The organism is Pseudomonas typographi, from assembly GCF_014694385.1.
In the GTDB taxonomy this organism is placed as follows: Bacteria; Pseudomonadota; Gammaproteobacteria; order Pseudomonadales; family Pseudomonadaceae; genus Aquipseudomonas; species Aquipseudomonas typographi.
On record NZ_JAAOCA010000015.1, the window covers coordinates 102,083 to 128,625 of the forward strand.

A 26,543-nucleotide genomic window follows, 5' to 3' on the forward strand; every position below is an offset into this window, starting at 1 on the left:
GCAAATTCCTCGATCGAAGGGGTGTTGGTGGCTGGCGGGCTTAGCCCAACATCCATTCCTGGAAGCGCTCGTTGGCAGCGTCGTAGTTGTTACCCCACCACACCGAGTCCAGCTCGGTGAGGCCCTTGAAGTTGGCCGGTGCGGTCGGCAAGGTGCCCGCGCGGTCAGGGGCGATGAATTCGAACGCACGCTTGTTGCTGGGGCCATTGGTGATCAGCGACGAATACACCGCCTGCTGCTCGGGGCGCATGCAGAATTCAACGAACTTGCGTGCCAGGTCCAGTTTCGGGGTCCCCAGTGGGATCGACCAACCATCAACCGAATACAAACCTTGCCATAGCAAGCTTAACGGGGCGCCAGAAGCGATGGCCGCGTAACCGCGGGCCGACCAGGTATCGGAAATATCCACCTCGCCATTTTGCAGCGTCTGGGTATTCTGCGCGCCGGCAGACCACCACACCGCGACATCACCGCGGATCTGGTCGAGCTTTTTGAAGGCGCGGTCCACATCCAGGGGGTACAGGTCCTTGCCCGCGACACCGTCGGCGAGCAGGGCCAGCTCCAAGACGCCCCAAGGGCTTTTGTACAACCCGCGCCGCCCGGGGAAAGCTTGGGTGTTCCAGTAATCGGCCCAGCTTGTAGGGGGGTTGCCGGCGAATTTTTCTTTGTTGTAGGCCATGACGATGCCGAAAACGGAGAAGCCCAACCAGTTGTTGGTGAGCATGCCCGGCAGAATGTCCTGGCCTTTGGCGGCGGGGATATTGAGATCGGCCAGGTAATTTTTCGGCTGGGTGAGGCGCGCCACATGGTCCTGGGTCACCATGCTCACGTCCCAGATGTAGGTTTTCGCATCCACCAGCAGCTTGAACTGGGTGACCGGGTCGGCGTCATGGGCAACCCCGATCACTTTGATCCCGGTTTCTTTTTCGAACGGTAAATAAAATGCGGTACGGATCGCCGGTGCCACGGCGCCACCAACATCCGCCACGGTAATCGTCTCGGCACCAAAAGCACGGTTACCCGTCCACACGCTGGGGACCGCTATCGCGGCGGTGGCGACACCGGCCCCCTTGATCACATTGCGTCGCGAAATGTTCTTGGCATCTGACATCACTGCGTCCCCGAATTGATTGGCTTTCGAATGATTTGGCAGGCTGATGAAGCAAAAGCGTGCGGCGCTGGCAGCGTCACACCGACAGAAAATGGGGCGGGTGCGCTGGCCACTCGAGGCCGACGACGCTGCCAATTCCCAGCGGGGCCTGCCCAGACAAGCGGCGCACGACAATCAAATTTCCCGAAGCCAGCCGCACCACAATGCGGGTTTCGACGCCTGCGTAAACCGCCTCGACAACCGTTCCACGTAGCGCCCCGTGATCCGCCGCAACGACGTTCAGGTGCTCCGGGCGAATCACCAGCGCCCCAGGCGTGCCTGGCTGGCAGCCGTGCCCTTTTGGCAGCGCAACCGTAGCGTCGGCGGTTGCAAGCTGGTCGCCCTGCATGACCGTGCCCTCAAGCACATTGGAAATACCGATGAACCGTGCGACCGCGACGGTACTCGGCCGCTCGTACATCGCCTGCGGGGTGTCGATCTGTTCGATGCGACCGTTGTGCATCATGCAAATCCGGTCAGACAGCGCCAGGGCTTCATCTTGGTCATGGGTCACGAAAATGATGGTCGAACCGGTTTCACGGTGCAGCCGCTTGATCTCCATCTGCATGGTTTCGCGCAGCTTGCGATCCAGCGCGGACAGCGGTTCATCCATCAGAATCAGCGAGGGCTTGTAGATAAAACAGCGGGCCAAGGCGACCCGTTGCTGCTGCCCGCCAGACAACTCCCGAGGAAACCGCTGATGCATCGCCTCAAGCCCAACCATCGCCAGCGCCTCGTTGATACGCCGGCGGCTCTCGGCGCGCGAAACACCCCGCATGTCCAAGGCGAAACCGACGTTCTGTGAAACAGTCAGGTGGGGGAACAGGGCATAATTCTGGAACACCACGCCGATGTCCCGCTGATGGGCCGGCGCGTGGGTCTGGTCGCGCCCATCGATCACTATCCGGCCGCTGCTAGGCGCTACCAGGCCGCTGATGATCTGCAACAGCGTGGTCTTGCCCGAGCCCGATGCACCTAGCAGCGTCAGCAACTCCCCACTGCGAACGTCCAGGTCGAGCGCATGCAGGGCATCGATGTTTCCATAACGCTTGCCCAGGCCTTCAACTCGAAGTTTGATTGGCGCACCCTGCGCATTCGGGTTGTGCGCCCGGCCTTGATCCGGCGATGTGGCGGCTAGATGGGTCAGCGTGCTCAATGTGATCTCCCCCCCGGGTCGCCTTAGAGAAGCCAGGCCCTAATTAGATCCGGGTGCAGGCTCGCACCCGGACAGGCAGAACAGAATGTGGCTCGTCGGCGCATTCTGTTGGCCCCCTGGGGATAGCGAAACGATGTTTTTTATCGTCCTAAGGCAGGAAAAAACTGGGCTCTGGCCAGGCCCCACTGCCTTCGCTCAACGTGCGGCGGGTGTGATGCCCAGAATCCACACTAGCGATCTTTTTGGTTATCAAGCACCACAAAAAACCTTGTTTCGCCCCTGCCATGCCATGGACACAATGGCGTCAAAGCCATTGAGCACTGATGTTGCGGGTGATCTCACAGGTCTCGCGACCCGTGAGCCTGAGGCGAACACGCAATGAATAACGTCGAGCAGTCACTGGAAGAGGCGGGGCGCGATCTTGGTCATATCCCAAGCCCACCACTTGGTCGATCCCTCATTACTGGGAGCCGGTGTATCGGTAAGCCGGCAAATGGCTAAACGGTGTATCTGCGATTTCCACAAGGCTGGCCATTTCGAGTGTTAGAGCACCGCAAGGGTTGATGGCGATGGTAGCCATCGCTGTGATTCCCGCCCCGCTGATTTCCTAACGAACAGGAAACACACACCATGACGTTTTCCCTCGTCGGCCACTGCGCCGAAACCGGCCAACTGGGCATTGCCATCTGCTCTTCCAGCATCGCCGTAGGCGCGCGTTGCCCTTGGTTGCAGCCGGGTGTGGGGGCGGTTTCGACGCAGAACATCACCCTTCCCGCGCTAGGCCCGCAGGTACTGGAACACATGGCCTGCGGGCTGTCTCCCACGCAAGCGCTGGACAGCGCGCTGACCCGCAACGGCTATAGCCAGTTCCGGCAACTGGCGGCCATCGATTACCGGGGGCGAACGGCGCATTTCAGTGGCAGCGAAACCCTTGGCTGCCATCACACACTGCCCGGCGAGTTGTGCGTCGGCGCGGGCAACTTGTTGGCCGGTGCCTCGGTGATCGAGGCCCTAGTGCGAACCTTCGAAACCAGCGGTGGCCAACTGGCTGATCGCCTGCTGGCCGGCATGCAGGCTGCGGTGGCGGCCGGTGGAGAAGCTGGCCCTGTTCATTCGGCCGCGTTGGTGGTGGTGGGGGAGTTGACCTGGCCGATCATCGACCTGCGCGTCGATTGGGCAGACGAGGACCCTGTGGGTAAGCTCGCCCAACTGTGGGCGGCTTACCGCCCGCAAATGCAGGACTACATCGTCCGCGCGCTGGACCCCACCCAAGCGCCCAGCTATGGCGTGCCTGGGGATGAATAAAGCGGCAATGCCCCCGCTGGCGCTTCAGGCTTGGGCCAATGCAAGCGCCTTCGGCGCCAATACCTCGCGGCAATGATCGACGAACAACTGGGCCGGTTTGGTCAATTGCGCACGGCGCAACCAAGCCGCCGAAAGGCCAGAGCCGGTCACCTGTTCAGCCAAAGGCACACACACCAGCTTTTGCCCATCGTAGGTGTATTCGGAATAGGGCCGGGTGACCAGGATAGAAAACCCGAACCCACGCCCGACCATGCCACGGACCATCTCGATGGAGGGCGAGCTGAACTGAATGTTCGGGGCCAGCCCGCGCTCCTCGAAAATGCTGACGAAGTAAGTACGGCTCGGTTGCACATCGAGCAGCACCATGGGTTCGAGCACCAGATCGTTCAGTGACACCTTGGCCTGATGGGCAAAGCGATGCCCTTCGGGCAGCAATGCGTAAGGCTGCTGCGGCGCCATCAGCGGGGCGGTTTCAATGGTGCTATCCAGGTCGTGCTCATAAAGCATTGCCAGGTCAATACTGCCAGAAGTCAACGCCTGCACCAGCTCTTGTTGCTCGCCGTCGCGTATGCGAATTTCCACCCCCGGCCAGCGCCGATGAAAACCGGCGATCAGGCGTGGCAGGTACAACGGCGCCACCGTTTCGAAACAGCCGATATCGATTTGCCCGGCGACCACGTCGTTGTCTGCCAAGGCGTTCTGTTCGAACTCGTGCGCCACCCGCAACAACTCCTGCGCCTTGCGGTAGAACCGCGCCCCGCCGGGGGTCAATGAAACACCTTGAGCGTGGTGGCGGATAAATAGCTGCACGCCGAAACTCTCTTCAAGGTGCTTGACCGCGGTGGAAACCGAGGGCTGGGCGATGTACAGCTTGCGCGATGCTTCGGCCACGCTGCCGCATTCAACGGTGGTAACGAAATATTTCAACTGTCGAAGGTTGTAAGCAGCCATTATCACCTCGAGCTTGGTGCTTGAAGGGCATCAAATTGGGGCGCGCGATGACCATAGCGGCTCTTGAAGGGGGCAAAAATCGCAGCCAGGTCGCAGGTGGCTGCGTGTTCATCGGCGCTGCGATCGATGCAGGTTCTTGGCTGCTAGCCCCTTCAAGAACCGGGCCGCTTCTGAACTTCGACCGGAACCGTTTTTGGCGCCTTTGTTCTGCCTGTAGGGGTCTAATGAAACCGGACACCTATTTAGGTGAGAATGCTCGCCGTAGAGAGGTATCTGATGACCAAGCAACGTCATACCTTCACCCCTGAGGTCAAGCGAGAGGCTGCGTGCCTCGCGTTCCTCCAGGCATCCTAGCGGTTAGTGGGTTCGGGCTCGATCGTGGTGGAGAGTGCAGATTTGCCCCGCAGTAAAACATGTACCTGATACAGAGCCACCGCAGCCAACGCGATCCACAAGGCACACGCATTGATCAACAAATGACTACCGCCAGCCGTGAACAATACCCCGCCCGGCAAAGGCCCTAAAAAGAAGCCGATCTGTTTGACTTCACCGGCGCCAAAGTAAAGCGCCTTGTTGTAGGCTGGGGCGATTCTTCTCGACCCGGCACACAAGGGACTTCTGCGTTCGTGGATGGCGCCGCCGGTATTTGGGAGGGTATGACCGACCGCTTCGGGCCCGGTAGCTGCCCTTGAAAATGCCATGTCCGCACATCCTGCTGTTCGGCCGACGAATTTGGCCGTTCAATAGCCAGATCAGACCCTTTGGAAAACCCCAACTGATCATCGGCGCATCCCTCGGTATTGATCGTGCCAGCGCCTTGGCCCTGCCCAAACGCGGCGCATAGGGGTACCGCAGGAGCTAAGCAGCCGCGCAGGAGAGTTGGAGCACGATGACAACTCAGGCACCAGACGACACCGGTCAACGCAATGGCCACTAGCTCATACTCGTCAGGTATGCCGATCGCATAGAAACCCAAAAACCAACGCCGCCAAGGTTTCAATCACCAGCACTTGCCCACTGAGGGCCAAGGGGAACAGTTGGCTCGCCTGGTTCCAGCATGCGCCACCCACAACCGAAGACAAAAGCGCTACGCCGCCACAGCTGGGGGCTGCGAGGCTTAGAAACCCGGGCGCACCCTTTGGCTCGGCAGCCGATTCGAGGCTTGGCGTGTCACGGAAGGTCAGATCTGGGGGCCATCCTAGCTTATCCGCTCAGGAAACCTTGATAACGGGAAAAAAGGCGCAAGTTGGCGGGGGCCGGTCGCCAGTGGCATGCTGGCGTCGGTTCCGGTCATTGCCTGGCCGTTGGCGGTCTTCGCGCATGTCCAGGGCGGCAGCCAGGAGATGGGCAAGATCGTGAGGGGCAACGCCATTGGCGGGGCGGGGGTGTTGGGGTTCAATCTGGTGCTGGAGATGGCGATGGTGCCGTGGTGCGGGCTGCCGGCGATTGCGGCAGCCGTGGTACTGGCGGTGGTGGCGACCTTCTTGTTAGCGCACTGGGTCATAGGCACTGAGGTGGGTAACTCGGCTCAGCGAATGGGCATTCCAGCTGGCCGAGCACCGCCGTCTCAATTCTGCCAGCACTGCGCAAAGCGCTTGCACACATCAAAGCGCTGATCCAGTTCGGCCATGCGTGCCTGGTGGGCGCTGAGTGTTTCCTTGAGCAACTCGCGCTGGGTTCGGTAGTGGTACTCCAGCATCGTATTGTTGGCGGCCATGGCTTTGCTACGGTCGGCCGTCTCGCTGTCAGGCAGCAAGGTCTTGATGGTCGGTGTGTCGAGCAGGCCGAGTTGGGTGCTGTAGTAATCCTTGTACCGCTGCAACGAACCCGCCCGGGCGCTGGTCATCTCGTTGGCGAAGCGGTCCATGTTCTGGCGATATTCAGCCCAGTAGGTATCGGGCAGGCTGAAGCCGACCCGCCGTTTGCGTTCGTCCATCAGCGTGTCGAGCAACGCCTGCCGCACGGCGGGCGCCTCGCCGTCGGTGGGCTTCATCTTGGCGATGACACTGGCGTCGACGATCTGCGCGATCATCGCCGCTCGCTCCGCTGACTGCGGCTGTGCCTGGGCGGCCTTGGGGAAAATCGAATTGGTCCCTGCGCAGCCGGGCAGGCCTTTGTTGGCCAGCGCGATCGGCCCGCGCACCACCTTGCCGTCGATCTCGCGCAAGCGGCTGAGGATCACCTGGCAGCTGTTTCCCACGTAGCGGAAGTTCGCTTCGTACTCACCACCGTTCTGCGGGGTAAAGTTGAACCTCACGGTGCACACGCTGCCCGTGCTCAGGGTATTGGCTTGCACGTACAGCTCATGGCCCGGTTGCAACCGCACTTCCAGATAGGCCTTGGCATCGTCGGGCGCGGCGATGTGCATATCGGCGCGCCGGCGGGTATTGGCCGCGAGCAGGTTATTCAGCAGGCCGGCGTTCTGGCCGCCGCAGTGCTCGGCATCGAACAGGTCGAGGGTCGAGTTTTCGTTGCTGCTGATAAAGCGCAGTTTCGCTGCATCCGGCTCGCTGGCATCCGGAAAGCTGCCATTGAAACTGCAGCCGCCCAGAAGCATCGCGGCAAGACTGCCAGCGCCCAGCGCGCGCCACTGGGAGAAATCGAACATATTGATGTATCTTCCTTGATATGAAAGTGGCTAAGAGCCACTATGCTAACGAAGGTGATCGTCGCCGTCCAGCGCCCCCGGGCGCAGCACTATGTCATCTGATCCTGTTTTTCCCCCGAGGTAATGGAATGCTCAGCCCGTACCACATCGTTGCAATCGGCCTGGCTGGACTGCTGGCCGGTTGCACGCCAATGCCGACTTCCATGGCATTGGATTCAACTGCCTACAACGCGCAGAACGCAGGGCTGGTAGTCGGCGCGCTGATAGAAGGCGGCCTTTACGGCACCTACCTGGAGTTCCGTGATACCAGCAACGGCAAGACCTATGGCTGGGGTGCCCAGGATGATTACTCGGCCTGGCTGCCCGCCGGTGAATATGAGGTCAGCCGCCTGGGTAATCGCCAAGGGGTCATGGGCGCCTACTCCAGGCCGCTGCGTTTTACCGTCAAGCAGGGGCAGCTCAATTACCTGGGCGAGATGGTCTATGGCTGCCCCACGGTCGCCCAACCGGCGGCGGTGTATGGCGTGATGAGCTGCGGCTTCCTGGCCCTTGGCGAATGCACCGTCCCCTACGCCAGCATCAACGTCTGTGTGGTGGACCGCCAGGATCAGGCGCTCAAGTACTTTTTGCAGCAGCATCCAGAAAGAGCTTCGCTACCCGTGCACAGCGAGGTGATGTCGCAGCGCTAGCGGTCAACTAAACCCGAACACCGCGTTAAGTTTTTCCTCGGCAACCGCAGGCGGTAGCCCTTCGGTGAATTGATGTGGCCGCTGATGCCTAAACTCGTACTCGGCACCGCCCCCTGACATCAATACGAACACGCTTCGGACAACGTTTCGATCAAGACTTCTGTCGCGACCCCATGACTGCCAATGCTCGCCACGTGCACCTGACGTAGGGTGAGAAAGCGCAGGATCAGCGAGGGTGAAAAGCTTGCTGAACCTGATCGATGATTTCCAACGTGTAATCTTGGGCGTTGGGTTCCCGTAGCGGCGCTACTAGGATCAAGCTATTGCTGGTGCACCTTTATTCGTTGCCTATCGAATAACACCGTCCATTGAGCGCGTTTCGCGGCATTGATTGACTGGACGGCCAGGGTAGGGTGTTGAGGCGCGCCCTGTATGAGCCTTTGTTTCCGGCTGATTACTGCCTCTCAACACGCCGGGGCACAGGGATCTCATCCCCGCAACTTCTATTGCGCAGCCGCCTCACCCATGAAGGGTCCATGCGCCTCAGTTGGCCTGCCGAGCAAGGCGCAGAATGCTTTCGGCCAGTACCTGCGCACCGGCGGCCAGATCCTCCCGCTTGGTATTTTCCCGTTGATTGTGGCTGATGCCGTGCTCACAGGGAACGAACAACATCCCGCTCGGGGTCATCGCATTCAGCCATTTGGCATCGTGTGTCGCACCGGAAATCAATACCATGCGCGGCACCCCCCAAACTTGCGCGGACTGATCCAGTAGATGCTGAACCGATTCGGAAAACTCGATGGGGGGTGACTCGCTCAGTTGAGCGATAGTCACCTCGCATACCCCGCGATAGGCCTGGCACCGATCTTCAATGGCTTGGCTGAACGCTGCAAGGCTTTCCGCTTTTTGATGCCGTAGATCGATGGTGAACTTCACACGTCCCGGTACCGTGTTGGGCGAGCCGGGCTCGGTTCGCCATCGGCCAATGGTAAAGCGGACTTCATCGCCGATGCCATCGAAGTACTCAAACAGCGCATGGGCCAGGTTGACGGCCGTGTGCAGGGCATCGGCGCGCGCAGCTTTTGGTGTGGTGCCTGCATGCGCCTCCTGGCCGCACACCTCTATTTCAAACCAGCGCAGGCCTTGAATGCCTGTCACGATGCCAAGCGCGCGTTGCTCGGCCTCCAGCACCGGCCCTTGCTCGATATGCGCTTCCACATAGGCAAACGGAATCAGATCGAGCGCGACGGGCAAAGGGCCATGGGCGTCTAAAAAAGTAGGCAAAACCTCGCTCAAGCGCTCCCCATGTTCGTCTTGCGCCTGCAGTGCCTGGGCAAGCGAAAGGCTTGCGGCGAACACGCTTGATCCCATGGTTGTCGGGGCAAAGCGCGAGCCTTCTTCGTTGGCCCAGATCACCAGTACAATGTCGCGCAAGGTCTCGCACCCAGCGTCATGAAAAGTCTCGAGCATTTCCAGGCCTGCCAGCACGCCATATGCGCCGTCGAATTTGCCACCGGTGGGCTGGGTGTCCAGATGAGAACCGGTGAAGACCGGCGCCAGCTCCGGCCGTGTTCCGGGCCGACGCAGGAATAGGTTGCCAATGCTGTCCAGCGATGCCAGTAGGCCGATGCGCGCGCCCCAATCAATGACCCGCAGCCGGGCCTGGGCATCGATTGGCGAGAAAGCAGGGCGGTTCACTCCGCCCTGATCCAAGGCACCGAATGTCGCCAGTGCCATATGCCGATCCCACAAGCGCTGCATTTGAATGGCTGGCGCCTCAGGCGAGCGCCATGTGGCTTGGACCGGGCTCAAATCTTCAGGCATTTGGGGCTTCCTTATCGGCGCTTTGCGCCTTGGCAATCTTGCGCATCGCCAGGCCTGCGAGGAAGTAAGTGAGCACGTACACAACCACGCGATACTGCACGGCGGACCCGGGGGGGATGCACAGGAACGAAAACCCATCGCACCCACGCTTGCCGATTTCATGCGCAATACGAATGGCTTCATAGTCAGTCATGCCCATCGGCTCGGCCAGCTCACCCAACAGATCGCCGTCGCCAGGGCCCGCACCGCCGAGCACGTCCATGTCGAAGTGTGCGTACACCCCCGCAGTGCCCTGATAGGCCTGATCCAGATTCTTGATCACGCCCTCGATGCCCAGCTCCGTACGGACCTTCCACATGGGCATGAAGCAGGCGCCGTTATTCACGTAGTGGCGAACGACCTCAGGGCTCTCCAACATGCCGCGCTCACCGATTTCCACCAGATTGGGAATGCCGTAGCCGGGGCAATCGCGAAACAGCTTGTCCTTCCAGTTAGTGGAACCGGCGATGTGCGGGCTCATGGTTGCCCAGTCATAAGGCCACGCATCCCAGTGGGTATCGAGGCTGATCATGCCCATCGGGCCGTTGATGTGCTCTGCCACCGGGCGACCGACGCCGTAGGAAGCGCAGGGTGAGTTCTGCCCGATGACCACCGGGACAGCGCCTGCCACCAGGGCCTGTTTCACTTTCCGTTCTACCGCCTCCTGTGCTTCAAGGATGCGTTCCACGGTGCTTTCGTAGCTGGCTTCGACAGGGATGTCGGCTTCGCCATAGTCCACCACTTTCAGGTATTCGAAGATGTCCAGGTCAAACTCTTGCACATAGCCGCCGCGATAACGGATGGACTGTTGGCGCACGCGGGTAGTGGCGGCCAGCCATTCGGCTTTGTCTACGCCGCTGTACTTGCTGCCCCAGCCTGCAGCGAAAGGTGCGCCGATGATGACAACGTCAGCGCCCTGTAGATCGTCCTCGCGGATAGCGTGGGGAACGCCGAGAAAGGTTGGCATGTCTTCCTTGATGCGGGGGAAGTGCGTGGTACGCCAATGCTTGCCCGCCAGGATTTCAGGCCAGGTTGGATAATGGGACATGGATCACCTCGGGGAAATGGCTCGGTTGAACGGGCGAGTTACTGGGCCGCCTTCGGAAATTCGCGCAGGTTCGGCTGATTGACGAAGCGCCCGCCGTGGATGTATTTGCCGACGATCAGGTCCCACTGCCCGGAGATCAGTAGGTTGCCCAGGCCAATGTTCAACACCGACAGCAACTCTTGGTTGCCCTTGTTCACTGTCCAGGCAATAGGCAGGAAATTCACCGGCTTGTCCGCGAACAGGGTTTTGACGCTGGGCTGTTGTTCGACGAACCGGCTGGCGGTGAACTGGTCTTCGAAGCTGACATCCGCCCGGCCGGCGGCAACTTCCATGAACCCCGCCGTGAGGTTGCCGGTGTTCAACGCGGTGATCCGGGCCTTAGGCAGGTTATTGCGCACGTAGTTTTCCGCCGCAGTACCCTGGATGACCGCGATTTTCACGTCGGGGCTATTCATGTCGGCGAGGGTGGTAAAGCGCGTATCGTCCTTTTTGACCACGGCGACGGTGCCCAGGTAAAACAGCGGCGTTGTAAAGTCCACGGCCATGGCGCGCTTCACGGTGGCGAAGGTAGAGGCGATGGACATGTCGAACTGACCCGATTGCAGGCCGGCGACAAAGTTGGCCCAAGTGGTTTCAATGAACACCGGCTTGACGCCCATGTCGGCCGTCAACGCGGTGATGGCATCAATGTAGAAGCCGCTCAGCTCGCCGGTAATTGGGTCCTTGACCGCGCCTGGCGGGGACGGGATATAGCCGATACGCAGTTGGCCGGCTTGGTTGATCTTGTTCAGTTCGCCCGTGGCCTGTGCGGTGCTGAACCAAAGCGTCGAGCCCAGTGCCAGCACCGGAAGGAGTAAGCGAATCAGTGTTTTCATCAAAAACCTCAATGTAGAACTCGGGAAAGAAATTGTTGAGTACGCAGGTTGTCCGGTTGCCTGAAGATCTTTTCGGGAGGCCCTTCTTCGACGATTTCCCCCCCCTCCATGAAAATCACCCGGCTGGCGACTTCACGGGCGAAGCTCATTTCGTGAGTGACGATCACCATGGGCATGCCTTCTGTCGCGAGCTGGGCGATGATACTCAGCACTTCGCCGACCAGCTCCGGATCGAGCGCCGATGTCGGCTCGTCGAACAGCATCAGCCGGGGGCGCATGGCCAGGGCGCGGGCGATGGCGGCGCGTTGCTGCTGGCCACCGGATAGCGTGGACGGTCTGGCGTGTGCCTTATCCTGCAGCCCGACCTTCAGCAGCAACGCCTGGGCACGGTGCTCGACCTCGGCCCTGTTTTCACCCAACACCTGGACCGGTCCTTCCAACAGGTTTTCGATCACGCTCATGTGAGGAAACAGATTGAAGTTCTGAAACACCATGCCTATTCGGGCGCGCAGCAGATTAGTGACTTTTTCCTTGGCCAGGTGCTTGCCGGCGCTGTGTTCCCGATAGCCGACCAACGTGCCCTCGAAACGGACTTCGCCACCGTCGTAGGGCTCTAGAAAGTTGAGGCATTTGAGCAGTGTGCTTTTGCCTGAACCACTCGGACCAATTACCGCGACGACCTCGTTGGCGCCGATTTCGACGCTGATGTCCTTAAGGATCACCAAGTTGCCATATGATTTGCTCAGGTGTTTGACGCTTAACATGTTGCCCTCCGAGGTGTTCAGGCGCGCCGTTGCAGGCGGGCTTCGAAACGCTGGGATAGAAGTATCCAGGGGTAGGTAATCAGGAAAAACACCAGGGCCAGGAATGTGTAGATCTCCAGCGGTCGGTAGATCGTGGCGATGAGGTTGTTTGATTCCTGCAACAACTCGTAGACGGCAATGGTCGAGCCGAGGGTCGACAGCTTCATGATGTTTGCGAATTCATTAATGAAGGGCGGGATCATCTTCTGCCCGGCCTGGGGCAGGATGATTCGCCGCAGAGCCAGCAGCGAACTCATCCCGATGGACTTGGCCGCCGCGAACTGGCCCCGATCAACGGCGTTGATCCCGGCGCGGACGATTTCTGCCACGTAGGCCCCGGTGTGAATGCCCAGCGCCACGATCATGGTGACTTCGGCGCTCATCTGCAGGCCGAACAGAATCGGGAAGCAGTAGTAAATCCAGACGATTTGCACCAGGGCCGGCGTGGCCCGGATCGATTCAACGTAAACCGAGACCGGCAAGCGTACCCAGCGCGATCTAGCCTGCCTGAGCACGCCGACGGGCAAACCGATCAATAACCCCAATGCGGTGGCGGCGAAGGTTATTTCGAGCGTGGTGAGAGCGCCGCGCAGGAAAATTGGCCAATACTGAAATAAGATCGTGAACTGCCATTCGTAACTGCTCATGAATCACCCTTTGTATCGAAGCGCGTGTGTGCCCGGAGCATCACTCGACCACCTGCTTTCATGTGCATGCGTGCTGGTGTGCCGAAATAGTATTATTCATGTACATGAATTAGGTTCAAGCTAGAATTGTGCCAACAACACATTTGTCAGAAGCGGGGAATTGCCGTTGGAAAGCAAACTGGGGAGTACGGGTGTAGCGGCGGCCGACGCCGGGCTGGGCTTGCGGTTAAGGGCAATGCGCTTGAATAAAGGTTTGCGAATCAAGGACGTGGCTGAGATTGCCGCCTGTTCCGAGAGCATGATTTCCAAGGTCGAGAAGGGCACGGCGATGCCGTCGTTGCGGGTATTACATTCGCTGGCCGCTGCGTTGGGGACCACGATTGGCGCTTTATTCGAAGCCCCCAAGGCCGAAGGTATCGTGCGCCGCGCAGGCGAACGGCCAGTCATTCGGCTTGGCGAGGCGGATCATTCGCCGTGCGTCGCACTGGAACGGGTCGCCCCTGCCCAAACCGGAGCGCTGCTCGAAGTCAATATTCACATCATCGAGCCGGGCGCTCGCAGCGACGGCGCGATCACCCACGAAGGTGAAGAGTTGGGCTATGTGCTCGATGGCTGCCTGGAACTGATCGTGGAAAACGAGCGTCACCTGCTCCAAGTTGGCGATTCGTTCTGGTTCCCGTCAGACCAGAAGCATCACTACAGCAATCCGGGTCGGGTGACCGCGCGGATACTCTGGGTGAATACGCCGCCGACGTTCTGATGACGTGTTGCAGGTCCGCAGATGCGGCCGATAGCGCTTTTAATTTTCCGCTCTCGGCCCACTGTACTGCCCGCGCGCAGCTTCGCTCTCCCACTGTCGCCCGCAATCATCGACGCCGGTCTGCAGGCCGCGCTACTGCTCGACGACGGGGGGCAGGTCCGGCCTGGGTACCCTGGATGGCCGAGAGGGTCGAGCGGCTGTCCCCGCACGCGGCGATTGCCTACGTGCGCTGCCAGCGCCGCGAAAAAACCGCCCGGAGCGTGACCCACGATTTCGAGTTTCTTGCTCAGGACATGAGTCCGGTCCTGCGTATCCAAGGCCTGGTTTCGCTGAACCCAACCCACGATGTGGCACGCAGGCAAAAGCCTGCGGCACGCCCGAAGGTGGTGCTGCATGAACTTTGAACGACCTGGCGCGCTGGCAATCGCCTTTCCTGGCCAAGGCTCGCAATTTCCCGGAATGGGGCTGGAGCTGCTACCCAGGTTCCGCGAGATGACCGAAATCGCTGAGACACTGCTGGGCCTGCGGCTAGCCGAGTTGCTCGAAGATGCCGGCAGACTCGCCGACACCGCTTTCACGCAGCCTGCCGTATTCGTCGTCAGCGCGATGAGCTTCGAGGCAATGAGCAACTCGAAGAAAGGGCCCCGCATATTCCCTAAGGCGCCCTCAAGCTTGCCAAGTCGGGTGATGACGTCGTCGAACTTGGCGGAGTCAACCACGCCCTGCACGGCGTCTTTCAAGGTTTTTATCAAGTCACGGAAGGCTGCAGCTATCTCTTTGCCAAAAAGAGATTCGGGCGTAGCGGGTATCACACCCGCTGACCTCAGCTCTGAAAAAGCGTCGTTATCGAAACGTGTGCCAACCACGATAAACATGACGCGACCAATGTTGCTCAAGGCTTCAAGGGTTCTGACCTTGTGTAGAAATGGCTTTATCGCGGTGGCGCTGACGTTTTCAGTGAGAAGTACATCGCATGCGATGAATCCAGGTGTCAGTTCGCCCTTCCGCCACTCGGCCAGCGCGGTGCTGTAACTCGGTGCGGTGAGGTCCCAGTTGAACGTGCCTACATTGGGCAATTTGGCGTCGTCCGATCCACGTAGGGTGACACTGTTGTAGCTGGCCAGGGCTAAATTCCTCAACCATTCCTTGATGCTGTCTAGCAAGACCGACTCTGCCATCAAGCGTGATCGGACACCTGCAGCTATGGCATCCAAATCTGGACTTTGAATAGTGAATCGCCCCGGGTTTCGTGGAGGCCTCAACTCTTGAGAAGATGAGACCATGAAAAAGACGACGACCTACTCCCCTGAAGCCCGTGAACGTGCCGTGCGAATGGTTGTGGAGCATCTGAACGACTACCCGTCCGAGTGGGCGGCCATTGAGGCCATTGCCCCGAAGATTGGCTGTGTAGCGCAAACCCTGCATGGCTGGATTCGTCGCCATCAGACCGACGTAGGGCAGCGCCCCGGTCAGACCAGCGAGGAGCGCGAGCGCATCAAGGCCCTGGAACGCGAGAACCGCGAGCTGCGTAAGCCAACGAGATCCTGCGTCTGGCCAGCGCGTATTTTGCCCAGGCGGAGCTCGACCGCCGCACCAAGTTCCGAGGGCATTTGTCGATCAATACCGTGACCGTCTAGGGATCGAGCCGATCTGTCGCATCTTGCAGATCGCCCCGTCCGGTTACCGCAGGCATGCGGCCCAACTTCTTAACCCGCAACGGCGTTGTTGCCGTGCTCAGCGCGATGAGACCTTGAGCCTGGAGGTCCAGCGCGTATGGGACACCAACAGGCAGTGCTATGGTGCGGTGAAGGCATGAAGACCGACTTCGTGCTCGATGCCCTGGAACAAGCCCTGTACGCCCGTCAGCCGCACCGCATGGGTGGTCTGATTCACCATAGCGACCGTGGTAGCCAGTACGTCTCAATCCGCTACACCGAGCGGCTGGTGGAGGCCGGCATCGAGCCCTCGGTCGGCAGCAAGGGCGATAGCTACGACAACGCCTTGGCTGAAACCATCAACGGGCTGTACAAGACTGAGCTGATTTACTGTCAGTCCTGGAAGAGTCGAGAAGCGGTTGAAATGGCGACCCTGGACTGGGTGCACTGGTACAACCATTGGTTTTTGAGAACCTAAACTGTTGCATGTGAATTAAAACTGTCGCATGTGGGTTATAACCTTGTAGCTCAACGATCTAACTCACCCTCTATAAAAGCCTGCGTCAGGTTGCACAACCCTTTACACACACAGCAAAGGGTAGCACCCATGCATCTGATCAATCGCGACCGCCACCCCGTGGGGACTCTTTCGCTGGCGATTGCGCTGGCTTCCTTCGGCTCGGCACAGGCGCAGGCTATCCGCGATGGGGCGGGCGACGTGCAACAATTCGACATTGCCAGCGGGCCTCTTGACCAGACGCTGTTGAGTATCTCGCGCCAGATCGGGTCTGCTATCTCCTTCGACCAAACGCTGGTCGACGCCCATTGGGCTCCGGCAATTCACGGCGCCCTGAGCCCAGAGCAGGCCCTGAAGCTGGCGCTGCAAGGCTCGGGCTTGCAGGAGGAGCAACATGATCAGACGGTGGTCATCACGCCCGTCGTGAAGCCGGCCGCGACGGAGCCGGACTCCACGAGTATTACCCCGGCGCTGCCAAAGGTCACCGTAACGGCGGAACACCGTGCCTCCGATCTGCAAACCACACCGGTGGCCATTGGCGTGGTGGGCGGCGCAGAGCTGCAACGGGGTGTTCAGCCACTGGGGCGCGACCTTAACGCGATATCGCCCAACCTGCTGGCCCCCAGTGGTTGGCAAGGATCGAGTGCGGGCGGCAGCTTCTACATCCGTGGCGTCGGCACCGACAGCGCGTTGTACCCCAGCGCGGTGGCGCTGTATGTCGATGATGTGTGGATTTCCCGGCAGTTCGGCAACGGCCTGCAGTTGAGCTTTCCCGACATCGAGCGGGTCGAAGTGCTCCGTGGGCCACAGGGCACCTTGTACGGGCAGAGCAGCAGCGGCGGCGCGATCAAGCTAGTGTCCCGCGACCCCACCGGCAACGCGGCCTGGGTGCAGGTGACCGGCGCCAGCCGCGACGGCCAGGGCGTGAAGCTTTACGCCTCCCATGAGCTGGTCCCGGACTTGCTCTACGGCAGCATCGCGTTCGGCCGGTACAAGGAAGATGGCTATACCTATAATCATACCTTGGGCCGCTACGTCGACGCCTCCGACAGCACCGTGTCCCGGGTGAAATTGCGCTTCACCCCGTCGCCGGACCTCGAGGCAGTGCTGTCGGTGGACTACTCACTGGATCATTCGGACAGCCCGACCGGCATCGCCCGCGATTATCCGGGGACCCGCCATGATCCACGGGATACCTACGAAAACACTAATCCCCGCGTCCATGACACCAGTGACGGTGCCACGTTGAAGGTCGTAAAGAAGTTAGATGAGCACCTCAGCCTGAAGTCCATCACCGCCTACCGCGGCCTGGACCTCAACCCCAACCCCATGCCTCTGGACGGCGAGCCAACCGACGTGGCGGGATGGGACATCGATGTAAAACATCACCAGCGCTCGCAAGAGTTCCAGTTGCTGGGTGACTACGATCGCTTCAACTACGTGCTGGGCGCCCTGGCGATGTCGGAAAACCTGCAGGCGGGACGCCCCTCCTGGTACGACGAAGCCTACACGCGGCAAGTGGCGAATATCCGCAACGAAAACTTCGGTCTCTACGGCCAAGGCACCTACAAGCTGACCTCCCAGCTCGGCCTGACCGCGGGGCTGCGAGTGAGTCGCGACAAGCAGGATTACCGCAATCGCCTGTGGAATTCCAACCAGGGATTACAGTACCTGGACCAGGTGTTCGATACCGGCAACCTGCACATGGAGCGCACGTCCACCACGCCGAAAGTGGGGCTCGAATACACCTGGAGTCCCCACCTGTTTACCTACGCCAGCGTGACCAAGGGCGAAAAGGCCGGGGGCTATAGCCCGACAGGGGTCAGTAAGGCGATCTCCTCGGTGTTGCTCGACCCGGAGAAAGTCACATCCTATGAAATCGGCGCTAAGAGCAAGTTCTTCGATGACCGTCTGCAGCTCAATGCCGATGTGTTCTACAGCAATTACAAGGATTACCACGCGGGCCTCAACGGCGTCGTCGTCAACGGCGTGGAGATCCCCGGCACGACCACGGTCAATGCCGGCAAGGCCAAGATCTACGGGCTCGAGTTCGACGCCACCGCGCGCCTGACCAGCAATCTGGATTGGTCGGTCTGGGGGGCACTGCAGCGTTCCAAGATCCAGGAATTCCTCAACCCACTGGGGGAGACCAACTACAAAGGCAACGAACTGCCCTCGGCGCCGAGGGTAAGCGGGGGCACGCGGCTGAACTATAAAGTGCCCGTGGAGATCCCCGGCGAAATCCACGCCAACAGCACGGTGCGCTATATCGGCAAGAACTACTCCGACCCGTCCAATACCTTCCGTGTGCCGACCCAGACGTACGTCGACGCCGGGGTCGACTACAACACCCCTGATGGCCATTGGACCGTGGCACTGGAGGCACGCAACCTGTTCAACCGCACCTTTGATGTGACCAACCTGAATGCTCCTTCGCTGGGTTGGAACATCGACCTGTACAACCCGCCGCGATCGCTGCAAGCGTCATTGCGTTATGACTTCTTTTAACGGCCGGCCTACCGCACAGGTGCAAGTATGAAACCCCTTTTACGCTCCCGTTTCGCGCCCACGCTGTTGCTGGTGATGGGCCTCTTGAGTGGCCAGGCGAATTGCTGGGCTCAACCGCCGCGGCAGAAGTTGATCGTGGCGATGCACGAACCGGTCACGCAACGGCTGGCCGACGCCTCCAAGGCCTTCGACGGCGCCTCGTTCGATCTGGAGTGGGCCATTCTGCCGGGTTCGGCGGCGCAGATCACCGCCCTGTACGCCAAGGCCATCGATGTCGCCTACATCGGCGATACCGCCATCGATTTCGAGGCGGCCAATTCGTCCAGGGACTGGAACACCGAAGGCGCCCAGCTCGTCAATTTCGCCAGCTGGCAATGGGACTACCTGTTGCCCGGCCTGGTGACCGCGGTGCGTACCGACCGCAATATCCAGGACGCCAAGGATTTGAAGGGCAAGACCTGGGCATTCAATTTCGGCGGCACGCCCTATGCGCTCTACGTGGCCTCACTGGTAAAGGCCGGGCTGACACCCAAGGACATCAAACCGGCGCAGATGACTGATGCCTACGTGGCGTCCTCGGCGTTCGTGCGCGGTGATGTCGACGTCCTGAGCGACGATTACTACTCGATCCGAGACCTGGTCGAAGCCGGCAAGGCCAAGGTCATGTGGACGTCACAGGAGGTCGGGGTGCCCAACCTGGCTGTGCTGGTGGCCAGGCCGCAGACGCTGGTAGACAAACACGATGCGATAGCTGACCTGCTGGTGCGCTTCGGCCGCTATCACAAGTGGTACCTGGACAACCCGCAAGCGGCCCAGGCCATTATCGCCTCGACGCTCAAGCTGAGCCCCGAGCGGGCGGCCTATTACTGGGCTAGCAATCGCTGGCAGTACGTGTCCATCAACGACGAGTCCCTCGCCGCCCAGCAGAAGGTCGCCGACCTGTTCTACAGCGCGGGTGCGTTGAAGAAAAAGATCAACGTCAGGGCACTCTGGACCAACCAATTCAGCGCTTCGACGGTCGTGCAGCCTTAGTGCAAGCCGCGGCGGCAACGGCGCTTCACCTCTTCAGCAAAGGCACGATACAAATGGCCAAGCCAAGACAAATGCACCTGATGCTGCAGATAGGCATCATCGGCAACCACCCTGCCGGATGGCGCCACCAAGACAGCCGAGTGCATGAACTGCGCTCGCTCTCGTTGCACGCGGACATTGCGCGTGAGGCCGAGCAAGCCTGTCTCGATAGCCTTTTTCTGGCTGACGCGGTCGGCCGCTGGGGCACCGCGACCTATTCGGCCGACGGATACCTAGAGGCGTTAACTTTGCTGTCGGCGTTGTCGGCGGTCACGCACAAAATCGGCTTGATCGGTACGGCCTCCACGTCGTTTTCGCAGCCGTTCAATCTGGCCCGCCAGTTTGCCTCGCTGGACCACCTGAGCAATGGCCGCGCCGGCTGGAACATCGTCACCTCGGCCTATGGTGAAAAGAACTTCGGCCTCGACCAGATCTCTCATCACGAGCAACGCTACGCGCAAGCGGCGGAGTTCGTCGAGGCCGCGTCGCAGCTATGGAACAGCTGGGAAAGCGACGCCATCATCGCGAACGCCGAAACCGGTATCTATGCCGACGAAAGCAAGATCCACCGCATCGATTTCAGCGGCTCGCACTTCAGTATCCAAGGGCCGTTGAACATTCCGCGTTCACCCCAGGGGCGGCCAGTGTTAGTTCAGGCGGGGTCATCGCTGCAGGGCCGCGATCTGGCGGCGCGGGTCGCAGAGGTCGTGTTCACCGCGCAGCCGACGTTGGTTGAGGCGAAAGCGTTCTACCACGACATTAAGTCCAGGGCAGCCGCCTATGGGCGCTCCCCTGACCAGATCAAGGTGCTGGTGGGCATCAACGCCATCGTCGGCGCGACCGAGGAGGCCGCCCAGCAGGTGCGCAGCGAGCTTGCTCAAGGCCTGCGGGAGGACTACGGGCGGCTACGGCTCTCGGCGATCCTCGGTGGCGCCGACCTGACCGGCCTGGCGCTGGACGAGCCGCTGCCGCCGTCGATTTTTGTCGAGGAACACGACATCAATCGCCGACAGAGCCGCTTCGGCGTGTTCAAGCGCTTGGCCCTAGTGGAGCGGCTGACGATGCGCCAACTCATCGAGACCGAGGCCCTGTCTGCTGGCCATTGGGTGGTCACCGGCTCCGGGCAGACGGTGGCGCGACGGATGATCGAGTATTTCGACCAGGGCGCAGCCGATGGCTTCGTCTTCCTCCCCGCTTACGTACCGCAAGGCGTGACCAGCGTCCTGCAGCACGTGGTGCCCGAATTGCAGAACGCTGGTTATTTCCGCACCGCCTACGAAGCTTCGAACCTGCGCGGGCACCTCGGCCTGGCGCCACTGGCCGGCTGATTGCCAACCCCCTTTTGATTGGAAACCACGATGACTTACACCCAGAGCGTTCAAGCGACAGAACCCGTTCCCTTGGCCGACGATTCCCCTGCTCGGATCCTGGAGCGGGCCCGCCGCCTCGCCGAAGAGCTGCGCAAGGGCGAGTCTGAGCGCGATCGCCACCGCATCCTGGCCTGGGAGCCGTTGCAGGCATTTCGTCAGTCCGGGCTCGGCGCCTTGCAGTTGCCCCGTGAACACGCTGGCGCGGATGTGTCTATGGCGACCCTTGCTGAAGTGACTGCCATTCTGGCCGAGGCCGATGCCTCGGTCGCCCAGGTCGCGCTGGTGCACTGGTCGGCGGTGGGGTTGATCCTGCACAGTGCACTGCCGGCCAGGAGGCCGTTTTTTATCGAGCGCATTCAACAAGGAGATCTGTTCGGCAACGCCTCGGCTGAAGGTCCCAAGCATGTTGCCGGGTTCGTCCAGAGCAGCCTTCGCCATGAACATGGCCGGTATCTGCTCAATGGCGAGAAGTTCTACGCCACCGGGGTGCAGTATTCGGACTGGTTTTATGTGCCTGCGGTGTTCGCGGACGAGCGACGTTTTGTCTTCCTGCCCACCCGTACTACCGGAGTCACGGTGTTCGATGACTGGACAGGTATCGGCCAACGCACCACCGCCAGTGGCCGGGTGACCTTGGACGACGTAGTCATTGACCCTGCGGACATCCTCCAAGCGCAGGGCAAGGGTGATGGTTCCAATGAGCGGCTGTCCGGCCTGGCTCATGTACTGCATTCGGCTATCGAATTGGGCATTGGCCGGGCCGCAGTACGCGATACCCTAGGCTTCATCCGCGAGCACGCGCATCCGCCGCGCGGGAGCAATGCCCAGGCCGCCACCGAGGATTTCTTCACCATCAGGGCAGTCGGGGAAATTACCCTGCTCGACGAGATCGCCGAGGCGCTGGTGCAGCGCGCCGCCGCTCAGTTGGACCTGGCATATGCCGAATTGACCGAACACGCCGCCGTAGATGCGCTGCACAAGGTCTGCCACGCCAAGATCGTGACCGAACAATTCGCTTTGACGGCGGCGCAGCGCCTGTTCGAATTGGGCGGGACCCATTCCGCTCTTGAGGAACACAACTTTTCCCGGCACTGGCGCAATAGCCGCACCCATAGCCTTCACGACGGCACGCGCTGGAAGTACTTTACCCTCGGCAACCGAGTGCTCAATGGCAAGAAGCCCGACCCGTTCACGCTCGGCTATCCGTTTACCGATATCGGTTGAAGGTCCGCCCTTCGGGGCGAACTTTACCGCAAGTAGGCGATGGCTTGTCTACATGGCAGGGACCTTGTTGGGCGGCGCCTGTGTGACCGCCGATATTGGCATTCGCCCGATTTTACTTATGTCATTTTGCATGACTCAGCGTTTTTTTAATTCCTTCCAGTGTCCTGCACAATTCGGCAAAGTGTCGGCCATCAGCGAACGCGGTTTTCGGTTCACGTCGTGAATTGGACGGGCTTTCGTTGGACCAAGCGCGAGTGGCAACAATTTGGCGAGCGGGGGGAGGGTGAGGTATGGGGGCTGACAGCAAGTCGGATTTCGCGCTGGTCGCTCAGATGTTCAAGAGTGACTACAGCTGGCTATGCGGCAGTGTGCGGCGCGCGTTGGGATGCCCCCACGGCGCGCAGGACATCGCATCGGAAACCTTTCTGCGGGTGCTGGCGCTGCCCGACCCGTCCTCCATCCGTGAGCCACGGGCCTTGCTTACCACTATTGCCCGGCGGTTGATATACGACGGGTGGCGGCGCCAGGACCTGGAGCGTGCCTATCTCGAGACTCTGGCCTGGATGCCCGACGCCGTATACCCCTCGCCAGAGGAACGGGAGGTTTTGATCGAAACCCTGCTGCAGGTCGATCGGCTGCTTGAAGGGTTGTCGTCGCGGGTCAAGGCGGCGTTCCTGTACCACCAGCTCGATGGCCTGAGCTACGCGCAAATCGCCGAACGCCTCGAGGTTTCAACCAGCCGCGTGCAGCAGTACATGGCCGATGCTTTCAAGCGCTGCTACCTGGCCATGGCGGAGGTATGAGCACGTCGCGCCCCAACGAAGCGCTGATCGATGAAGCCGCACTGTGGATGGTCCGCTTGCAGTCCGGCGAGGCGAGCCCCCAGGAGCTGCAGGCGTTCGCCGACTGGCGCGCGGGTGATGCGCGCCGCGCCGAGGTATTCGACCGCATGAGTATGGGTGCCCAGGCCATGCGTGCCGGGGAGCTTCGGCTTATCCCGCGTGACAACCTGCTGCACACGCTCAATGCGCCGTCCGGTCGCCGGCGCTTTCTGGGCACTAGCCTGGGCCTGGGGGTGGGCGCGATAGGCCTCAGCCTGCTGGCCAGGTATGTGGGCTGGCTGCCCAACCCCGGTTACTTGAGTACCGGCACCGATGAGCGGCGGCAACTGACACTGATCGATGGCAGCACCCTGATCCTCAACGCTCGCAGCCTGGTAGAAACCCGTTTCGACGGCAATCAGCGCTTGCTGCTGCTGCGCCGCGGCGAACTGCTGGTGGATGTGTTCAAGGATGCCGGGCGGCCCTTCATCGTGCAAACTGCCGAGGGCCGTATGCGCGCCCTGGGTACACGGTTTCTGGTGCGCCAGGAGGACGATGCCACGCGCTTGGTGGTCTTGCATTCGCAAGTCGAAATCGCCACCGCTGGCGGCGCGCGTCAGGTGGTCTCAGCCGGTCAGGGCGCACGCTTCGATGCCGGGCGCATCCTCGAACTGGCTGCCAGCGATGGCACCGAAAGTGCCTGGACCAAGGGCAAGCTCGAGGTGCATGACCGCCCCCTGGGTGAAGTGATCGAAAGCCTTCGAGCCTATCGACGAGGCATCATCCGCGTCGCGCCTGAGGTCGCGCACCTGCGCCTCAGTGGTATCTATCCACTCGACGACACTGACAGCACCCTGCAATTGCTGCAGCGCTCTCTGCCGATCAAGGTCGCTTATTACAGCCCGTACTGGGTCGGCATCGAGCCGCTCTAATCACCTCTGGCCGGGGCATGGCGCAAGCGTTATAACGTCATGCCCAATCGGTCTATCCCTGACTCTGTAAAAATTCGGTTTCATTGCACAACCCTTTAAAGACACTTCAAAGGGTATACGCAATGCGGCTCAATTTTCGTCATCGCCACCCCCTGGCTGCGTTGTCCGCAGCTGTCGGGCTGGCTTCTGTGATGCAGGCGCAAGGCCAAGCGCAGACCATCGACAGCAGTTCTGACGACGCTCAGCCATTCGATATCGCGGCCGGACCGCTGGACCGCACACTGCTGGGGATCTCACGCCAGACCGGTGTGCCGATTTCCTTCCAGCAGTCGTTGGTCGACGGGCATCAAGCCCCGGCCATCCACGGGACCTTGAGCCGCGAGCAAGCGCTCACGCTGGCGTTGCAAGGGTCTGGCCTGGAAGGCACCCGCAATGGACAGGCCGTGGTACTCAGTGCTGGCCAAAGCGTCTCGAACCCGACACGGAGTGCCAACGCGGCCGATGTACTGCCTGAAGTCGTGGTGACTGCCGAGCGGCGCGAGACCAACCTGCAGACCACGCCGGTGTCGGTCGGGGTTATTGGCGCCGAGGCATTGCAACGCTCGGCGGTCACTGTGGGGCGCGATCTCAATGCCGCTACTGCGGGCTTGCTGGCACCCGGTGGCTGGCAGGGTACGAGTGCGGGGGGCAGTTTCTACATTCGTGGGGTCGGCACCGACTCGGTGCTCTATTCCAGCCCGGTGGGCCTGTACGTCGATGACGTATGGATTTCCCGCCAGTACGGTAACGGCCTGCTGAGCAGTTTCCCCGACATCGACCGCATCGAGGTACTGCGCGGCCCGCAGGGGACCTTGTACGGTCAGAGCAGCAGTGGTGGCGCGGTGAAGATCGTATCCCGAGATCCCAAAAGCAACGATGCCTGGGTCCAGGCGACCGGTGCTACCGGTCTGGGACGCGGTTTGAGCCTGTACGCCTCCCATGAACTGGTACCGCAGATGCTGTTCGGCAGTATTGCCCTGAGCCGCTACAAGGACGATGGCTACACTCACAACCGGACCCTGGACCGCAAAGTCGACCGTACGGACAGCAGCGTGGCACGCGCGAAACTTCGGTTCACGCCATCTGACGATCTGGAGGCGGTACTGTCCGTTGACTGGGCGGTGGACCACTCCGACAGCCCGGTGTTCGTGGCCCGGGACTATCCCGGGCATGGCCATGACCCGCGGGTGACCTATGAAAACACTTCGCCCCGAATCGACGACACCAGTAACGGCGTGAGCCTCAAGGTCGTCAAGACCCTCGACGAGCATCTGAGCCTCAAGTCGATCAGCGCCTACCGCAACCTGGATCAGGGCAATTCCCCTATTCCTCTGGACGGGGTGCCCACCGACGTGTCTGGCGTGGGCTTCAAGGTCCACAACCAGCAGCGCTCGCAGGAGTTCCAGCTGCTGGGCGATTACGACCGCTTCAATTATGTTGTCGGTGCCCTGGCCCTGTCGGAAAACCTGCACTCCAATCGCCCGACCTGGTACGAGGAGGACTATAATCAGCAGCGTGCCGATATTCACAACGAGAACCTCGGTATCTACGGCCAGGGCACCTACAAACTGACCTCCAAATTGGGGCTCACCGCTGGGTTGCGGGTTGGCCGCGACACTCAGGATTACCGCGCTCGCGGCTATGCCTCCAACTCGTCATTGCAGTTTTTGGATCAGACGTACGACAGCGGCCAGCTGCATGCACGCAATACTTTCGTTACCCCCAAGCTGGGCATCGAATACGCCTGGAGTTCGCAGCTGTTCACCTATGCCAGCATGACCAAGGGGCAAACGGCCGGAGGCTACAGCCCCACCGCCGCGACACTTCCGATTTCGCGCAATTTGCTCGACCCCGAAAAAGTCACCACCTATGAACTCGGGGTCAAGAACACGTTTCTTGGGGGGCGTGTCAGCGTCAATTCCACGCTGTTCTATAGCGACTACAAGCAGTTTCATGCGGTCCTCAACGGCATCACCGTGGACGGCGTGTTCATCCCGGGTTCCACCACGGTGAACGCCGGCAAGGCGAATATCTATGGGTTGGAGGTGGACGCCAACGCGCGAGTGACCGGCAACCTCGACTGGTCGATCTGGGGCGCGCTGCAGCACTCGCGTATACAGCAATTCCTGAATCCCTTGGGGAAGACGGACTTCGAAGGCAATCGCTTGCCCAACACCCCTCGTTTCGCTGGCGGCACACGGATCAACTACAAGGTGCCGCTGCAGATTCCGGGTGAGCTGCACGCCAACGCAACGCTGCGCTTTATCGCCAACAGTTATTCCGATGCCTCCAATGCCCCGGATACACAGATCCCAAGCCAAACCTACGTCGACGCCGGCACGCACTACATCACGCCGGATGGCCACTGGACCTTAGGGTTGGACGCCAAGAACCTGCTGAATCGCACTTACGCCGTCACGACCTATTCGTCTCCGGACATCAGCATGTACAACCCGCCCAGATCGGTGCAGGCGTCGGTGCGCTACGACTTCTGAGGATGAAACGTTTCGAGCGACCCCGCCCATGCCAGGCACTGCAAGTGAACGCCGAC

22 protein-coding genes, 3 pseudogenes and 1 other annotated feature are annotated in these 26,543 nt (G+C 60.6%); of the genes and pseudogenes, 14 read left to right on the forward strand and 11 right to left on the reverse strand.

Annotated features, from left to right (window positions below):
• Positions 1 to 40 precede the first annotated feature (40 nt).
• A complete protein-coding gene (locus HAQ05_RS13525; protein ID WP_190421405.1) occupies positions 41 to 1,111 on the reverse strand; it encodes an extracellular solute-binding protein in 1,071 nt (356 codons plus the stop codon).
• A 76-nt stretch (positions 1,112 to 1,187) separates the two neighbouring features.
• Positions 1,188 to 2,306: an ABC transporter ATP-binding protein gene (locus tag HAQ05_RS13530; RefSeq protein WP_238935027.1), complete on the reverse strand. Its 1,119-nt coding sequence runs from the start codon at positions 2,304 to 2,306 to the stop codon at positions 1,188 to 1,190.
• A 630-nt stretch (positions 2,307 to 2,936) separates the two neighbouring features.
• Here HAQ05_RS13530 and HAQ05_RS13535 point away from each other — a divergent pair.
• Entirely contained in the window at positions 2,937 to 3,611 is a 675-nt protein-coding gene (locus tag HAQ05_RS13535; RefSeq protein ID WP_190421407.1) for a DUF1028 domain-containing protein, read from the forward strand.
• Between the two features lie 24 nt (positions 3,612 to 3,635).
• On the opposite strand, the gene HAQ05_RS13540 is transcribed toward HAQ05_RS13535, so the two are convergent.
• The 3 genes and pseudogenes from HAQ05_RS13540 to HAQ05_RS28695 all read right to left on the reverse strand — a co-directional run.
• A complete protein-coding gene (locus tag HAQ05_RS13540; protein WP_190421409.1) occupies positions 3,636 to 4,562 on the reverse strand; it encodes a LysR family transcriptional regulator in 927 nt (308 codons plus the stop codon).
• A 350-nt stretch (positions 4,563 to 4,912) separates the two neighbouring features.
• Positions 4,913 to 5,263 (reverse strand): hypothetical protein, encoded by a 351-nt coding sequence (locus HAQ05_RS13545; RefSeq protein ID WP_190421411.1) that lies wholly within the window; start codon positions 5,261 to 5,263, stop codon positions 4,913 to 4,915.
• 179 nt (positions 5,264 to 5,442) lie between these two features.
• A pseudogene (locus HAQ05_RS28695) lies at positions 5,443 to 5,659 on the reverse strand (EamA/RhaT family transporter); the annotation flags it as partial.
• A 144-nt stretch (positions 5,660 to 5,803) separates the two neighbouring features.
• Here HAQ05_RS28695 and HAQ05_RS28700 point away from each other — a divergent pair.
• A pseudogene (locus HAQ05_RS28700) lies at positions 5,804 to 6,055 on the forward strand (hypothetical protein); the annotation flags it as partial.
• A gap of 74 nt (positions 6,056 to 6,129) precedes the next feature.
• Here HAQ05_RS28700 and HAQ05_RS28705 read toward each other — a convergent pair.
• Positions 6,130 to 7,170, reverse strand: coding sequence for a hypothetical protein (locus HAQ05_RS28705; protein ID WP_238936525.1), 1,041 nt, complete (start codon positions 7,168 to 7,170; stop codon positions 6,130 to 6,132).
• A 128-nt stretch (positions 7,171 to 7,298) separates the two neighbouring features.
• Between HAQ05_RS28705 and HAQ05_RS13555 the strand changes: the two genes are divergently transcribed.
• Positions 7,299 to 7,859, forward strand: a complete 561-nt coding sequence (locus HAQ05_RS13555) for a hypothetical protein (protein WP_190421413.1) — start codon at positions 7,299 to 7,301, stop codon at positions 7,857 to 7,859.
• 543 nt (positions 7,860 to 8,402) lie between these two features.
• Here the strand turns inward: HAQ05_RS13555 and HAQ05_RS13560 are convergent.
• From HAQ05_RS13560 to HAQ05_RS13580, 5 genes are read right to left on the reverse strand one after another with little or no spacing between them, the layout of a single operon-like run.
• The gene (locus tag HAQ05_RS13560; RefSeq protein ID WP_202988070.1) at positions 8,403 to 9,683 is read right to left on the reverse strand and encodes a M20 family metallo-hydrolase; all 1,281 of its coding nucleotides are present in this window, start codon (positions 9,681 to 9,683) and stop codon (positions 8,403 to 8,405) included.
• Positions 9,676 to 10,770, reverse strand: a complete 1,095-nt coding sequence (locus tag HAQ05_RS13565) for an arginase family protein (protein WP_190421415.1) — start codon at positions 10,768 to 10,770, stop codon at positions 9,676 to 9,678. Before HAQ05_RS13565 ends, HAQ05_RS13560 begins: the two co-directional genes overlap by 8 nt.
• Positions 10,771 to 10,808: 38 nt before the next feature.
• Complete coding sequence (locus tag HAQ05_RS13570) at positions 10,809 to 11,645, reverse strand: substrate-binding periplasmic protein (protein WP_190421417.1); 837 nt, start codon at positions 11,643 to 11,645, stop codon at positions 10,809 to 10,811.
• 8 nt (positions 11,646 to 11,653) lie between these two features.
• Positions 11,654 to 12,409: an amino acid ABC transporter ATP-binding protein gene (locus tag HAQ05_RS13575; RefSeq protein WP_190421419.1), complete on the reverse strand. Its 756-nt coding sequence runs from the start codon at positions 12,407 to 12,409 to the stop codon at positions 11,654 to 11,656.
• Positions 12,410 to 12,426: 17 nt separating this feature from the next.
• Entirely contained in the window at positions 12,427 to 13,095 is a 669-nt protein-coding gene (locus HAQ05_RS13580) for an amino acid ABC transporter permease (RefSeq protein ID WP_190421421.1), read from the reverse strand.
• A 166-nt stretch (positions 13,096 to 13,261) separates the two neighbouring features.
• On the opposite strand from HAQ05_RS13580, the gene HAQ05_RS13585 reads away from it, so the two are divergent.
• The 11 genes and pseudogenes from HAQ05_RS13585 (at position 13,262) to HAQ05_RS13635 (ending at position 26,487) form a co-directional block, all read left to right on the forward strand.
• Complete coding sequence (locus HAQ05_RS13585) at positions 13,262 to 13,855, forward strand: cupin domain-containing protein (RefSeq protein ID WP_202988071.1); 594 nt, start codon at positions 13,262 to 13,264, stop codon at positions 13,853 to 13,855.
• Between the two features lie 176 nt (positions 13,856 to 14,031).
• Positions 14,032 to 14,259 carry a hypothetical protein gene (locus HAQ05_RS13590; protein WP_190421423.1) on the forward strand — a complete coding sequence of 76 codons (228 nt, stop codon included), beginning with the start codon at positions 14,032 to 14,034 and terminating at the stop codon, positions 14,257 to 14,259.
• On the forward strand, positions 14,249 to 14,887 hold the full coding sequence (locus tag HAQ05_RS13595; RefSeq protein ID WP_190421425.1) for a hypothetical protein: 639 nt from the start codon (positions 14,249 to 14,251) through the stop codon (positions 14,885 to 14,887). The genes HAQ05_RS13590 and HAQ05_RS13595 overlap by 11 nt, the downstream gene beginning before the upstream one ends.
• 249 nt (positions 14,888 to 15,136) lie before the next feature.
• Positions 15,137 to 15,988, forward strand: a pseudogene (locus tag HAQ05_RS13600) (DDE-type integrase/transposase/recombinase).
• Positions 15,414 to 15,530 (forward strand) — a sequence feature (AL1L pseudoknot). Its footprint overlaps the pseudogene before it by 117 nt.
• A 129-nt stretch (positions 15,989 to 16,117) precedes the next feature.
• Positions 16,118 to 18,535 (forward strand): TonB-dependent receptor, encoded by a 2,418-nt coding sequence (locus HAQ05_RS13605; protein WP_190421427.1) that lies wholly within the window; start codon positions 16,118 to 16,120, stop codon positions 18,533 to 18,535.
• 27 nt (positions 18,536 to 18,562) lie between these two features.
• A complete protein-coding gene (locus HAQ05_RS13610) occupies positions 18,563 to 19,567 on the forward strand; it encodes an ABC transporter substrate-binding protein (protein ID WP_190421429.1) in 1,005 nt (334 codons plus the stop codon).
• Between the two features lie 71 nt (positions 19,568 to 19,638).
• Complete coding sequence (locus HAQ05_RS13615) at positions 19,639 to 20,934, forward strand: LLM class flavin-dependent oxidoreductase (RefSeq protein WP_190421431.1); 1,296 nt, start codon at positions 19,639 to 19,641, stop codon at positions 20,932 to 20,934.
• A gap of 30 nt (positions 20,935 to 20,964) precedes the next feature.
• Positions 20,965 to 22,200, forward strand: a complete 1,236-nt coding sequence (locus HAQ05_RS13620) for an acyl-CoA dehydrogenase family protein (RefSeq protein ID WP_190421433.1) — start codon at positions 20,965 to 20,967, stop codon at positions 22,198 to 22,200.
• A gap of 290 nt (positions 22,201 to 22,490) precedes the next feature.
• The gene (locus tag HAQ05_RS13625) at positions 22,491 to 23,003 is read left to right on the forward strand and encodes a sigma-70 family RNA polymerase sigma factor (RefSeq protein WP_190421435.1); all 513 of its coding nucleotides are present in this window, start codon (positions 22,491 to 22,493) and stop codon (positions 23,001 to 23,003) included.
• The gene (locus tag HAQ05_RS13630) at positions 23,000 to 23,953 is read left to right on the forward strand and encodes a FecR domain-containing protein (protein WP_190421437.1); all 954 of its coding nucleotides are present in this window, start codon (positions 23,000 to 23,002) and stop codon (positions 23,951 to 23,953) included. The genes HAQ05_RS13625 and HAQ05_RS13630 overlap by 4 nt, the downstream gene beginning before the upstream one ends.
• 191 nt (positions 23,954 to 24,144) lie before the next feature.
• Positions 24,145 to 26,487, forward strand: coding sequence for a TonB-dependent receptor (locus tag HAQ05_RS13635; protein ID WP_190421439.1), 2,343 nt, complete (start codon positions 24,145 to 24,147; stop codon positions 26,485 to 26,487).
• Positions 26,488 to 26,543: the final 56 nt, after the last annotated feature.